The sequence below is a fragment of the Bacteroides clarus genome (assembly GCF_015555825.1).
GTDB classification, from domain to species: domain Bacteria; phylum Bacteroidota; class Bacteroidia; order Bacteroidales; family Bacteroidaceae; genus Bacteroides; species Bacteroides clarus.
Window position 1 is genome coordinate 13,612 of record NZ_JADNLF010000007.1, and the last position, 13,073, is coordinate 26,684.

11 protein-coding genes are annotated in these 13,073 nt (G+C 49.1%); 2 read left to right on the forward strand and 9 right to left on the reverse strand.

Annotated elements, in window-relative coordinates:
- Nucleotides 1-20 precede the first annotated feature (20 nt).
- From I2F54_RS09160 to I2F54_RS09200, 9 genes are all read right to left on the reverse strand, one after another.
- The gene (locus I2F54_RS09160; protein WP_009122917.1) at nt 21-1,346 is read right to left on the reverse strand and encodes a TolC family protein; all 1,326 of its coding nucleotides are present in this window, start codon (nt 1,344-1,346) and stop codon (nt 21-23) included.
- Nucleotides 1,343-4,375, reverse strand: a complete 3,033-nt coding sequence (locus I2F54_RS09165) for an efflux RND transporter permease subunit (protein ID WP_195501035.1) — start codon at nt 4,373-4,375, stop codon at nt 1,343-1,345. The genes I2F54_RS09160 and I2F54_RS09165 overlap by 4 nt, the downstream gene beginning before the upstream one ends.
- Nucleotides 4,376-4,481: 106 nt before the next feature.
- The gene (locus I2F54_RS09170) at nt 4,482-5,564 is read right to left on the reverse strand and encodes an efflux RND transporter periplasmic adaptor subunit (RefSeq protein ID WP_009122919.1); all 1,083 of its coding nucleotides are present in this window, start codon (nt 5,562-5,564) and stop codon (nt 4,482-4,484) included.
- 140 nt (nt 5,565-5,704) lie between these two features.
- Nucleotides 5,705-6,637: a ribosome small subunit-dependent GTPase A gene (rsgA, locus tag I2F54_RS09175; RefSeq protein WP_087412407.1), complete on the reverse strand. Its 933-nt coding sequence runs from the start codon at nt 6,635-6,637 to the stop codon at nt 5,705-5,707.
- 109 nt (nt 6,638-6,746) lie between these two features.
- Nucleotides 6,747-7,307 (reverse strand): ribosome recycling factor, encoded by a 561-nt coding sequence (gene frr, locus I2F54_RS09180; RefSeq protein ID WP_009122921.1) that lies wholly within the window; start codon nt 7,305-7,307, stop codon nt 6,747-6,749.
- A 158-nt stretch (nt 7,308-7,465) separates the two neighbouring features.
- Nucleotides 7,466-8,176 carry a UMP kinase gene (pyrH, locus tag I2F54_RS09185; RefSeq protein WP_022217846.1) on the reverse strand — a complete coding sequence of 237 codons (711 nt, stop codon included), beginning with the start codon at nt 8,174-8,176 and terminating at the stop codon, nt 7,466-7,468.
- Between the two features lie 70 nt (nt 8,177-8,246).
- Complete coding sequence (locus I2F54_RS09190) at nt 8,247-10,745, reverse strand: heavy metal translocating P-type ATPase (RefSeq protein ID WP_195501036.1); 2,499 nt, start codon at nt 10,743-10,745, stop codon at nt 8,247-8,249.
- Between the two features lie 10 nt (nt 10,746-10,755).
- Nucleotides 10,756-10,935 carry a hypothetical protein gene (locus I2F54_RS09195; RefSeq protein WP_118468850.1) on the reverse strand — a complete coding sequence of 60 codons (180 nt, stop codon included), beginning with the start codon at nt 10,933-10,935 and terminating at the stop codon, nt 10,756-10,758.
- 79 nt (nt 10,936-11,014) lie between these two features.
- Nucleotides 11,015-11,602 carry a helix-turn-helix domain-containing protein gene (locus I2F54_RS09200; RefSeq protein ID WP_022217840.1) on the reverse strand — a complete coding sequence of 196 codons (588 nt, stop codon included), beginning with the start codon at nt 11,600-11,602 and terminating at the stop codon, nt 11,015-11,017.
- Between the two features lie 179 nt (nt 11,603-11,781).
- On the opposite strand from I2F54_RS09200, the gene I2F54_RS09205 reads away from it, so the two are divergent.
- Both I2F54_RS09205 and I2F54_RS09210 read left to right on the forward strand, forming a co-directional pair.
- Nucleotides 11,782-12,504, forward strand: coding sequence for a glycosyltransferase family 2 protein (locus I2F54_RS09205; protein ID WP_195501037.1), 723 nt, complete (start codon nt 11,782-11,784; stop codon nt 12,502-12,504).
- A gap of 9 nt (nt 12,505-12,513) precedes the next feature.
- Nucleotides 12,514-13,071 (forward strand): hypothetical protein, encoded by a 558-nt coding sequence (locus tag I2F54_RS09210; RefSeq protein ID WP_195501038.1) that lies wholly within the window; start codon nt 12,514-12,516, stop codon nt 13,069-13,071.
- Nucleotides 13,072-13,073: the final 2 nt, after the last annotated feature.

Below are 13,073 nucleotides of genomic sequence, written 5' to 3' on the forward strand. Positions count from 1 at the left end.
AAATATTGTGATTTATGTATTTACTCTAAATATTGTTCCACTCTTCCACTGATTTGCAGCAAGGATATTTCGCATAGTTTGGTGTCATATTCCGCCGATAAGATACGTTCTTCGGCATCCAGCAGGCTCTTTTGCGCTTCACGCATTTCAATACCGGAGAGGTTACCGAGCATATATCGTTCCATGGCAATCTCATGGTTTTCTTTGGCTGCAACAAGGTTCTGACGTTCCAGGTTCAGCATTTGGAGGTTGTTCTGATAGGCTTGCCACAGGTTACTCAGGTCGGCGCGCAAGGCTTGTTCCAGCTGTTCCCGTTCCAGACGGGCGTTTTGCACTGCGATACGTGCATTCCGGAGTTCGCGGCGACGGTTGCCGTCAAAGAGATTGAAGCCTACGGTGACGCCTACGTTCAGTCCGAGGTTGCTACGACGGCTGTTGGCGGAAATATCATATTTGTTGAGGGTATAGCCGTAGCCGCCATTCATCTTTACGTACGGGTAGTCGCGGGAACTGGCTTTTTTATAATCCAGTCGTGCCAAAGTATTGTTCTGTTCAGCTTTCAGTAAAGATGCATTGGCTTGGAGAGTGGCGTTCCAAAGTTCCTCGAAATTCAGTTTGGCGCTGACATTGATGAGGCTGTCTTCAACGATGAAGGGGCGGTCTACATCTTCGTGTGCCATTAATTCGTTCAGCTGGATGCGTGAGGTATGCAATAACTCCTGTTGTTTCATGTATTGCGCACTGTCGGCATTGAAGTCTACTTTAGCCTGCTGGTAGTCCAGGCGGGAGAAGTTTCCGATATGATAACGCTCCTCTACGATACGCAGACGTTCTTTGGAGAGCGATACGGCATAGCGGAAGTTCTTCAGGCGGATTGTGTGCTGTACATAATTGTAATATTCGGCTGCAATATTGGCTATCAAATCTTCGATGGCGATACGGGTATTGGTTTCGCCTTGTCGTTCCAGCTCTTTCAGTTTCTGGTAGTTGGCGGTGATATTGAAGCCGTCGAAGATAGTCCAGCTCAGGTTAATGCCGGCATCGACGGTCTGGTCGAACACACCGTTCTCTTTGGTTGTTTCACCGGTGGCGCGCAGCTTTGTTTCGGTATTATCCAGAGTACCTTTATAACCGGCAGATAAGTCCAGGGTAGGCAGGTAGCCGGCATTGGCAAGGGTGGCGTTGTTCTTGCTTACTTGCTGTTCGTTACGGGTGATACGCAGGGAATAGTTGTTCAACAGCCCCTGTTCCAGACAAGACTTCAGAGTATAGATAGGCGCGGGCTGTGCCTGAACGGCAAGCGTGGCGCACAGAATGATTAAGAAAGATAAAATCGTACGTTTCATTCGTTCTTTAGTTTACTTCGGTTGGTAGATACATAACTATAAATAGCGGGGACGATATACATCGTGAGCAGTGTGGACACAAGCATACCGCCTACTACGGCCGTACCCATGGCGATACGTTGGTTACATCCTTCACCTGTGGCGAATGCCAACGGTATCAGTCCCAGTACGGTAGAGGCGCTTGTCATCAAGATGGGGCGTAGGCGTTGCAGAGCGGCATCTTTGATGGCTTGCATCTTGTCCTCGCCGGTTTCCTGCTTCTGATTGGCGAACTCTACGATAAGGATACCGTTCTTTGCCACCAGACCAATCAGCATGATGATACCGATTTGGCTGAATATATTCATTGTGATGTCTCCGAAATACATGAATACCAGTGCGCCGGCAATGGCAAGGGGCACCGTCAGCATGATAATCAGCGGGTCTTTGAAACTTTCGAACTGGGCGGCCAGAATCAGGTAGATAAGCAGGATTGCCAGAATGAAAGCGAACATCAGACTGGAAGAGCTCTCACGGTACTCTTTTGAGTCACCGGTGAGGGCGGTGCGGAAAGTGTCGTCCAATGTTTCTTTAGCTATCTTGTCCATTTCGTCCAAACCTTGTCCGATAGTCTTGCCATCGGCAAGCCCGGCGGAGATAGTGGCGGATACGAAACGGTTGTAGCGATACAACTTAGGCGGAGCGATGCCGTTTGTCAGTTCTATAAGGTTGTCGAGCTGTACCATATCCCCCTTGTCGCTACGGATATAAATGCCTTTCAGGTCGGCAGGCTTGTTACGCTGCTGACGGTTGATTTCTCCCAATATCTCGTATTGCTTGCCGTTCATATAGAAGTAACCCATGCGCTGGCCGCTTAAACCGTATTGCAGTGTTTGGGCAATGTTACGGGTGCTGACTCCCATGATACTTGCTTTGTCACGATTGATGTTGATACGGGCTTCCGGTTTACTGAACTTCAAGTCCACATCCGCCATTTGGAACACCGGATTCTCGTATACTTTCGCCATGAACTTGGGAAGTACCTCTTGCAATTTCTCAATGTTGGTAGCTTGCAGTACGTACTGTACGGGCATGCCGCCGCGTCGTCCGCCGAACGAGGAAGACTGCTGCACGAAAGAACGGGCCATCGTTTTTTTCTGTACCGCTTTCGATAGCTTTTCCGCTACTTCCATTTGCGTATAGTCACGGTCCTGCATGTCTTTCAAAGTAATGCGCACGTTACCGCTACCGCTGGATACACGGGCGGTCACCGCTTCCGCATCGGGCACGATAGAATCGACCAGCTGGTTGATATCTTCTGTGTAGTCACGGATATATTCGTAGGTGACGCCTTCGGCACCACGCGTATTGATGCTGATTTGCGAACGGTCTTCCAGCGGTGACATTTCCGCGGGGATATAGTTCCAAAGAAAACCGATAATGATAATGGTTAACGCCGTGAACGGCAGTGCAATCCAGCGTTTCCGCAGGAAAGCGTCCAAAGAGCGGCTGTAAACGTTGTTCATCCCTTCGAAGAAAGGTTCGGTTTTACGATAGAACCAGCTCTGCTTTTCTCTTTTTATCAACAGTTTGGTAGCCAACATCGGTGTAAAAGTCAACGCGGCAAAAGAGGAGATGATAACCGAACCGGATACTACGATACTGAATTCACGGAACAGACGTCCTGTCGTACCGTCCATAAATACGATAGGGAAAAACACCGCTACCAGCGTAATGGTAGTGGAGATTACGGCAAAGAAGATTTCTTTGGCTCCTTCGATACCTGCCTCTTTCGGGGGCATTCCCTTTTCAATACGGACATAGATATTCTCCGTCATTACAATGGCATCGTCCACCACAAGTCCCACGGCAAGCACAATGGCCAGCATGGAGAGTACGTTGATGGAAAATCCTGCCAGGTACATCACAAAGAAAGCTCCGATCAATGAGACGGGAATTACGATACAGGGAACGAGGGTCACACGCCAGTCGCGCAGGAACAGGAAGATAATGATGATTACGAGGATGAACGCCTCGTACACCGTTTGCTTTACTTCATTGATGGAGGCGCGGATGAATTTGGTGTTATCGAAACCGTACGAGTAATGCACGTCTTCCGGCAGGTCTTTCTGCATCTTCTCCATACGTTCGTACACGGCGTCGGCAATCTGGATATGATTGGCGCCCGGTTGCGGAATCACTACGATACCCACCATAGGCACACCGTTCATCTTCATATAACTTTTGATGTCTGCCGGGCCAAGTTCGGCGCGGCCTATGTCGCTGAACCGGACGATACGGTTGCCGTCTTCTTTCAGGATGAGGTTATTGAATTCTTCTGCCGTATGCATCAGGCCGAGCGTGCGAATCGTCAGTTCGATGGTATTTCCTTCGATACTGCCCGAAGGAAGTTCCACATTCTCATTGTCTACCGCATTCTTTACGTCGATAGGAGTGATACCGTAACCGGACATCTTAATGGGGTCGAGCCACAAACGCATGGAATAACGTTTCTCTCCCCAAATGCTTACGCTGCTTACATCGGAAATGGTCTGTAACTGTTCTTTGACCGTGAGGTCTGCTATCTCGCTAAGTTCCAGCAACGAACGCTTGTCGCTTTGCAAAGCCACCATGAGGATAGGAGTAGCATCCGCGTCGGCTTTGGATACGGTTGGCGGGTCGCAGTCGCGGGGTAAATAACGCTGGGCGCGCGAAACTTTGTCACGTACGTCATTGGCGGCCGTTTCCAAGTCGACGGAAAGCTCGAACTCTACCGTAATACGTGATGAACCCTGCTGGCTGACGCTGGAGAGAGAACGGATCCCCGGAATACCGTTGATATTCTGCTCCAGCGGTTCTGTAATCTGATTTTCGATAACGTCGGCGTTTGCTCCGGGATAGGAACAGGATACGGAGATAATAGGATTATCCACTGACGGATACTCGCGGACACCGAGGTAGTTGTACCCGATGAAACCGAAAAGCAGGATAATCAGTGTCAATACGGTGGAGAGTACCGGTCTCCGTATGCTTAATTCAGATATATTCATGATAAGAAGTATAAGGTATGAATATGAAGTATAAGGTACGAATTATGAATTACTGCTTCCGGCATAAACCTGCCATAGCTCATATTTTATCCTTGATACTTTATACTTAGTTAATGTTGTCTAATGTCACGGGTAATCCTGTGCGGAGTTGCAGGGTTCCTGAAGTAATGATTGTGTCGCCTACGTTCAGACCTTGCAATACTTGCACTTCGGCTTCCGTCCGGATACCGGTGGTAATCTCTGTCGGCTGTGCTTTTCCTGACTTATAGAGGAAAATCTTATCCTTACCCATTTCCGGTACGATGGCTTCGGAGGGTACGGCAAGCGCATTCTGTATTTCGTCCTTATTCAGTTTGATACTGGCGTAGCGTCCCGGCAGTACGGCGCTATTGGCGTTGGGATAGAGCGCACGGATGGTCAGTGTATGGGTCGTGGGGTCTATCTTTGATTCGCGTGCGTAAACAGTGGCATGGAAAGCGTTCAGCTTTCCTTCGAGCGTAAAGTCCAGCCCTGCGCCGATTTTTACGTCATTGGCATATCGTTCGGGTACTGCAAACTCTACTTTCAAGGGAGAGAGCTTGGTGAGCTTGGCTACAATGGTAGAGGGAGAAGCGTATGTTCCTACGCTGACCTGCCGCAGGCCGATAACTCCGTCAAAGGGAGCGCGTAGCTCTGTTTGTGCAATATTGGACTCTATCAGGTCGATGTCGGCATTCAAGGTCGCCAGTTCGGTCTTTACCTGTTCGTACGCTTCCTTACTGACCGCATCTCTTTCCAGCAAGGCATTTTGACGGAATACGCGGTCTTCCGCCAGCTTCAACTGCGATACCAGCCTTTGCAATTGCGCCTGAAGAGGACGATCGTTCACTTTAGCGAGCAATTGCCCTTTCTTCACGAAACTGCCTTCTTCAAAGTTGATTTCGATAATCTTGCCGGATGTCTCGAATGAAAGGTCTACTTCTTCATCGGGCAGCAAACTGCCGCTGATTTGTATTTCGTCTTTGAGCAGTTGCGGTTTTATTATTTTAGCGTTTACGTTCAGAATCTTTTTGCCTCCACGCTTACCGGTCATTACTTTATCGGCAGCCGCCAATTCCTCGTTTGTCTTGGGAAGTTGAGAATAAATACCTCCGCCTATCAGTCCGGCACCAATGAATAGGATGATGCCCCATTTTACTTTTTTATTCATATCGTAGTATTAGTAGTATATTTAGCCGTAGATTTGGACGGAAAAGGTACGAAAAAGTTTAAAACAAGAAAAGTTAATAAAAGTGATAAGGCAATAAAGCGGTAGAGCGTTAGGGGCAAGACTGCCACTTTACCGCTTTATTAATACGCTGCCCTGTATTTACCTTCTTCCTTATCTTCCAGCATGTTCAGGTAAGAGGCATAGCGGGATTCGCTGATGTAATGTTGCTCTACCGCTTCGCGTACGGCGCAACCCGGTTCATGGCGGTGGGTACAGTTGTTATAGCGGCAGCCGGCGGAAACTTTGAATATTTCCGGAAAGTAATGTCCTATTTCTTCTTCTTCCATGTCGAATGTTCCAAAACCTTTGATGCCCGGTGTGTCGATGATGTAGCCGTCACCCGGCACGGGAAACATTTCGGAGAAAGTGGTGGTGTGCATACCTTTGTTGTGGTAGGTGGAGATGGCGCCGGTCTTGATATCCAGTTCAGGCAGGATAGCATTGATAAGGGTGGATTTGCCTACTCCGGAATGTCCGGAGAAGAGAGTTATTCTCCCTTTAAGCTCTTCTTTTATGGTGTCGACGCCTTCACCGGTTTTGGCGGACACCTTGAAACAAGGGTAACCGATAGTGGTGTAAAGATTGATAAGCCCGTCCAGATAGCGAAGCTCGTCTTCATCGTAAGCGTCTGTCTTATTGAATATGATATTGACGGGTACTCGGTATGCCTCGGCTGATGCCAAAAAGCGGTCGATGAATGTAGTGGAGGTTTCCGGATAATTCACTGTTACCACCAGCATGCACTGGTCGAGGTTGGCGGCAAGGATATGAGATTGTTTGGACAAGTTGGACGAACGTCGGATGATGTAATTCTTCCGGTCTTCGATTTCATTGATGAAAGCCGTGCCTTCCTGATTCAATATGATTTGCACGTAGTCGCCTACCGCCACCGGATTGGTGCTACGGATACCTTTCAGACGGAAGTTACCTTTGATTTTACATTCAACGTATGTTCCTTCGTCGGTCTTTACCAGATACCAACTCCCTGTATTTTTAATTACCAGTCCCCTCAAAATAGTTGAAAGTTGAGAGCCGAAAGCTGAAAGTTGAGTGCCGGGAGTCGTTGGAACGGTCATGCCGCACGGTAACTCTCAACTCTCAACTTTCAACTTTCAACTATATTTATACTGTCATAATCTCTTTGTCCTTCGCCGCCAGCATATCGTCAATCTGCTTGATATACTTGTCGTGAATCTTTTGCAGCTTTTCCTCGCCGCCTTTTTGGGCGTCTTCCGCCAATCCTTCTTTCACAGATTTCTTAAAGGCGTCGATAGCGTCGCGGCGTGCGTTACGTACGCTTACTTTGGCGGTTTCGCTTTCGTTCTTACACTGTTTGGCAAGTTGTTTACGGCGTTCCTCTGTCAACGGAGGAATACCGATGCGGATGATTTCGCCGTTGTTTTCGGGCATGATGCCGAGGTCGGAGTCGATGATTGCTTTCTCAATGACACGGAACATGCTCTTGTCCCACGGCTTGATAGCGATACTGCGGGCATCCGGGGTGGTTACGGCTGCTACGTTGTTGATGGGCACCATGCTTCCGTAAGAATCGACACGGATTCCGTCCAGCAAACGAACGTCGGCTTTTCCGGCACGGATATGGGCTAATGATTCTTCCAGGTACATTACAGCCATATCCATTTTCTCTTGTGCTTCGTCTAAGATGTCTTTTACGTCTTTCATATTTCTATTGTTTGAAGTAGCTTTTAATTTGAAACTTTGCAAATATAATTGTTTCACGACAGATTACACAGATTTACACAGATTATTTTATTCGGATAACCTGTGTAAATCTGAATCCGTATCTGTCATGTAAACCGGCGGATGGGTGCGGATGGATATCAGTTATGTACCAGCGTTCCTATTTCTTCGCCTTGCATTACTTTTTTCAGATTGCCTACGGTGTCCATATCGAAGACGATGATGGGCAGGTTGTTTTCCTTACACATGCAGGTAGCCGTAAGGTCCATGACTTTCAGGCCGCGTTTCAGCACTTCGTCGTAAGTGATATCGTGGAACTTCGTTGCCGTAGGGTCTTTTTCCGGGTCGGCGGTGTAGATGCCGTCGACGCGTGTCCCTTTCAACATGACGTCCGCTTCTATTTCGATGCCGCGGAGGCTGGAACCGGTGTCTGTCGTGAAGAACGGATTACCCGTTCCGGCAGACATGATAACCACTTCGCCCGCTTCCATGCACTCGATAGCTTTCCATTTGTTGTAGAATTCACCGATAGGTTCCATGCGGACGGCTGTCAGCACACGGGCTTTTACGCCTGCCGCTACCAGTGCCGAGCTTAGCGCAAGACTGTTGATAACGGTTGCCAGCATACCCATTTGGTCGCCTTTTACACGGTCGAAACCTTTGTTGGCGCCGCTCAGCCCGCGGAAGATGTTGCCACCGCCGATAACGATGCCGATTTGTATGCCCAATTCATGGATTTCCTTAATCTGCGCTGCATATTCGGCCAGACGTTTCTCGTCGATACCGTATTGCTTTTCTCCCATCAGGCTCTCGCCGCTGAGTTTCAATAAGATTCTTTTGTATGTTGCCATAGTTTATTAATTTATTTCGCTTAGCGGCAAAGATAGGAAAATAATGCCAATCGCTATAAACAATTTTCAGTTATTCTTTCAGCGTATAGTCACCGGCTTTTGCGGTTACTGCGGCCTGCAGCTCGTCGAGTGTCTTTTCGCCTTCCGGGAATTCCACGGTCGCCACCGGCGGATTGAGGGTTACGGTGGCGTGTACGCCTTCCATGCTGTTCAATGCTTTTTCCACATGCATGCGGCAATGGTTGCACATCATGCCTTCCACTTTAAATTCTTTTCTCATGATTTTTTCTGTTGATGGTTCTACTTTATTGTCCGGTTGTCCTGCCGGGTCGATGGCAGGGCTTTCGGCACTCTCTATCTTTTTCCTTTTCAGCCGCAAGCTGTTGGTTACCACGCTGACGCTGCTGAACGCCATGGCCGCGCCGGCTATCATGGGATTCAGCAGGAAGCCGTTGACGGGGTAGAGTACGCCGGCCGCGACGGGTACACCTATTATATTATAAATGAACGCCCAAAACAGGTTCTGACGAATGGTGCGCACGGTCAGTCTGGAGAGCTTCAACGCTTCCGGTATCTTTGTGAGGTCGGAAGAGATGATGGTCATCTTGGCTACATCCATGGCGATGTCGCTGCCGCCGCCCATGGCGATGCTTAAATCCGCTTGCGCCAGGGCTGCGCTGTCGTTGATGCCGTCGCCTACCATTGCCACTTTCCTGCCGTTTTTCTGCAGGTCACTGATAAAGGCGGCCTTATCCTGCGGCAATACTCCCGCTTTATAATGAAGAATACCCGCTTTGCGTGCAATCTCCCGCGCGGTGGCTTCGTTGTCGCCCGTCAGCATGCAGACTTCGATGCCGGCGGCTTGCAATTCGCTGACGGCCTGTATGGAGGTCGGTTTGATTTGGTCTGTAATCCCGGCTATGGCAAGCGCGTTTTCGCTGTCGGCAAACCAGATAACGGTCTGCGCGTCCGCTGTCAGACGGGCGGCTTCGTCGCTTAGCGACCGGCTGACGGCAATCCGGTTCTCTTCCAGCAGTTTCCGGTTGCCGGCATAATAGGCTTTTCCGTTCGACTCGCCTTTTACGCCCCTGCCGGTGATACTTTCAAAATTATCGATGCTTACGCTTCGGGCATCTTGTAAGTGGCGGACTACCGCTTCGGCAAGCGGATGTTCCGATAACTTTTCCAGGCTGTAAAAGATGTCTCCGGTCTCCGCCGTCTGCGTTTCCCAAATCAAATCGCCGACTACCGGCTTCCCTTCGGTTACGGTTCCGGTTTTGTCCAGTACCACCGTATCAATCTTCTTGGCGGTTTCCAGACTTTCGGCGTCTTTTATCAGAATGCCCCGTTCCGCGCCTTTGCCGATGCCTACCATGATGGCGGTAGGTGTGGCAAGTCCCAGGGCGCATGGGCAGGCGATGATGAGTACCGTAACCAATGCCAGCAGTCCGTGTGTGAATCCGCTCTGTCCGTCCAGCAACATCCATGCGATGAAGGAGAGCACGGCAATGCCGATAATAACCGGTACGAAGATACCCGCAATCTTATCTACCAATTGCTGGACGGGGGCTTTACTGCCTTGCGCGTCCTGCACCATGTGGATGATTTTTGCCAACAGCGTATCTGTCCCTACTTTCTCCGCGCTGAACCGGAAACTTCCTTTCTGATTGATAGTGCCGGCAAAGACTTTTGCGTTCTTTTGTTTGGCTACCGCCACCGGCTCACCGCTCAACATGCTTTCGTCCACATAAGAGCTGCCTTCCGTGACGATGCCGTCTACGGCGATCCGCTCCCCCGGTTTCACTAAAATAATGTCTCCCGGACGAATCTGTCCAATCGGGACAATCTTCTCCGACGAGGAACCGTCAATGACGGTTACCGTCTTGGGTTGCAGTCCCATAAGTTTCTTGATGGCGGAGGAAGTGTTTCCTTTTGCCTTTTCTTCCAGCAGCCGTCCCAGCAGGATAAAGGCGATGATGACACTCGCCGCTTCGAAATAGACGTGCGGATGAATACCCCTTTCCAGCCAAAACCCGGGGAACAGCATGTTGAACAGGCTGAAAAGGTAAGCAATCCCGGTACTGTTGGCTACCAACGTATCCATATTGGCCGTGCCATGTTTCAGTTGCTTCCATGCGCTGGTAAAAAAACTTCTTCCCAACCAGAATACGACGGGAGTGGAGAGCAGCCACATAATGAGATTGGCGTACGGCATGTCCATAAAGAACATGCCGATAACCATAATGGGTACGGACAAGACGATGGCCCATGTGGTACGGAATTTCAGAGCGCGATATTTTTTGTCGTGCGCCTGCTCCAACTCATCCGGCGTATCCTCATCCTGTTTTATCAGCAAGTCGTATCCGGCATTCTGCACTGCCTGTTGCAGGGCTTCGGGAGAGCAATCCCGGGTGTCATATTCCACGGTCGCCATTGCCGAAGCGTAGTTTACGGTCGCTTTTTGGACGCCGGACTGATGGTTTAACGTCTTCTCCACTCTTGCCGAGCATGAGGCGCAACTCATTCCCAATACGGGGAAAGTTTCTTGAACAATGCTTTTGTTTGCCATAATGTTGTATCTAAATTGTTAGCTCTTGGTGTGGAACTTTCAGTACCAACGGCTGAAACCGGAAATACCAACGGTTGGTACGCCTGATACCAACGGTTGGAATCTTCAGTACCAACGCTTGAAACTGCCGGTACCAACCGTTGGTATTTCCGGTACCACGGGTTGGGAACTTATTTATCTCACGTTCCAAACTTTTATATGGAACAAAGATACGGCAGGGAAGTTGCTTGGGAATTGTAAAATTCGGGATATGATTTACAAGATTACGCCTATACCTCGTCAAGCGGTTTGCGCTTGTTTGCTTTTATCTTCTTGAAATAACTGGGTGTCAATCCGGTGACGCTCTTGAATTGGGAGCTGAGATAGGCTGCGCTCGAATAGTTCAGCTTGTCGGCTATTTCGTTCAGGGATAGTTCTCCGTATACCAGCAGTTCTTTGGCGCGCTCTATCTTCTGCGCGATGAGATACTTCTCGATAGTGGTGTCGGTGACTTCCGAGAACAGTTTGCTTAGCGCGCTGTACTCCCGATGCAATTTGGCTGCCAGATAATCGGACAGGTTGACCTTCAAATCGTTGTCGTTGTAATGCACTAATTCGATGATGGCGTCTTTTATCCGTTCTGTTGTCTGGGACTTCTTATCGTCAATCAGTTCGAATCCGAAAGGCTCAAGCGAGGCTTTTACGCTCTGATATACCTCGTCGGTAACGGTGTCGGGCAGGACGGCGATGCCCAGTTCCACCGAAAGGGGGTGGAGTCCCAATTGCTCAAGCTGGTTTCTCACCACCATGATGCAACGGTTGCAGACCATGTTCTTGATGTGCAGCGTATTTTCGGGATTGGGTACGGTATCGGGCATCTTGTTCTTTTTCGAGCAAAGATAACACGAACGATTTGTTTTTGCTTGCATTTATTTGCGAATAAATATTAATGGCGCTTATCGTGACTTTCTAATCAAAATTTCATTACTTTGCGGACGATTACCTTATGGGCTCTTTGGGGACGCGGCCTGAAGGGATAATATCCTAATCGATAAAGATGAAGAAATCAGTAAAGAAACTCTCCGTAATAATACCTGCTTATAATGAGGCCGGAACCATCTTCAGGGTTTTGGAAAAGGTTATAGGCGCGGAGCTTCCTGCCGCTGTGGAAAAAGAGATATGGGTGATTGACGATTGCTCCGCCGACGATACGGAACGGGAGGTGGAGAAAGCCCAAGCGCAGTATGCGGATGCCTGCATTCGGTATCTCAGGCTGCCGGCAAACCGGGGGAAGGGATATGCGGTGCGTCAGGGAATAGCGCGCTCCACCGGTGACGTCATAATCATACAAGATGCCGATTTGGAATATGACCCGGACGACTACCGGGTTTTGCTGGAGCCTATTCTGTCGGGAGAATATAGGGTTGTATATGGCTCCAGGCTGTTGGGCGGTAACAATAAGCCGATATATCGTACCTTTTATTGGGGCGGGCGGCTGGTGTCTTTTGTCACAAGCCTGCTTTTCTCCCGGAAGATAACGGACGAGCCTACTTGTTACAAGATGTTTGACGCTTCCTTGCTGAAGTCCATACCGCTTGTCTGCGACAGGTTCGGGTTCTGCCCGGAGGTGACGGCCAAGGTTCTCAGAAGGGGATATAAGATAAAGGAAGTTCCGATACGCTATTATCCGCGCTCCAGGCAAGAGGGGAAAAAGATAAAATGGCATGATGGAGTGGAAGCTATCGGCATATTGCTGAAATATAGGTTTAACGAAAAGTAAATACCGGGTATGCAATCTGAGAAAACGACTAAGGAAGGGAAACAGGAGAAGCAAAGGAAAACTTTTGCCGTGTACGCCGTGTGGCTTGCAAGGAATGTGCTGTTCATGATTCTTGCTTTGCTCCTCGTTAAATATACATTGACGAAACAGCCGGCTTATCATTGGGTATACAGCAGCCTGCTAAAAGAGAATATGGCGACGATAAAGAAACATCCCGAGCTTACTTTTGAAGAGAAAATGAAGATGAAGCTGGGAGTTGACTACGATTATCTTCTTTTCATAAAGCAGGCCACGCCGGAGAATGCGGTCATTCTTTATCCCTCTCAGGAGGCTTTCCTGAAGAAAGGCAGTCCGTTTAAGCGGGAAATCGGCAATAAGCTTTACGCGACCCGTTTCCTGTACCCCCGCCTGCTCATATTGGAAAGTGAATTGGAAGAAAGCAGGTATGCGGATAGGATAACCCACGTAGCCATAGTGAACGGAGAAGGTAAAGACAGGCTTCCTTATCAAGTCGATCCGGAGATTCAACACGCCGTATTACCGGTTGTCCAACCGAAAAAACAGTAGCT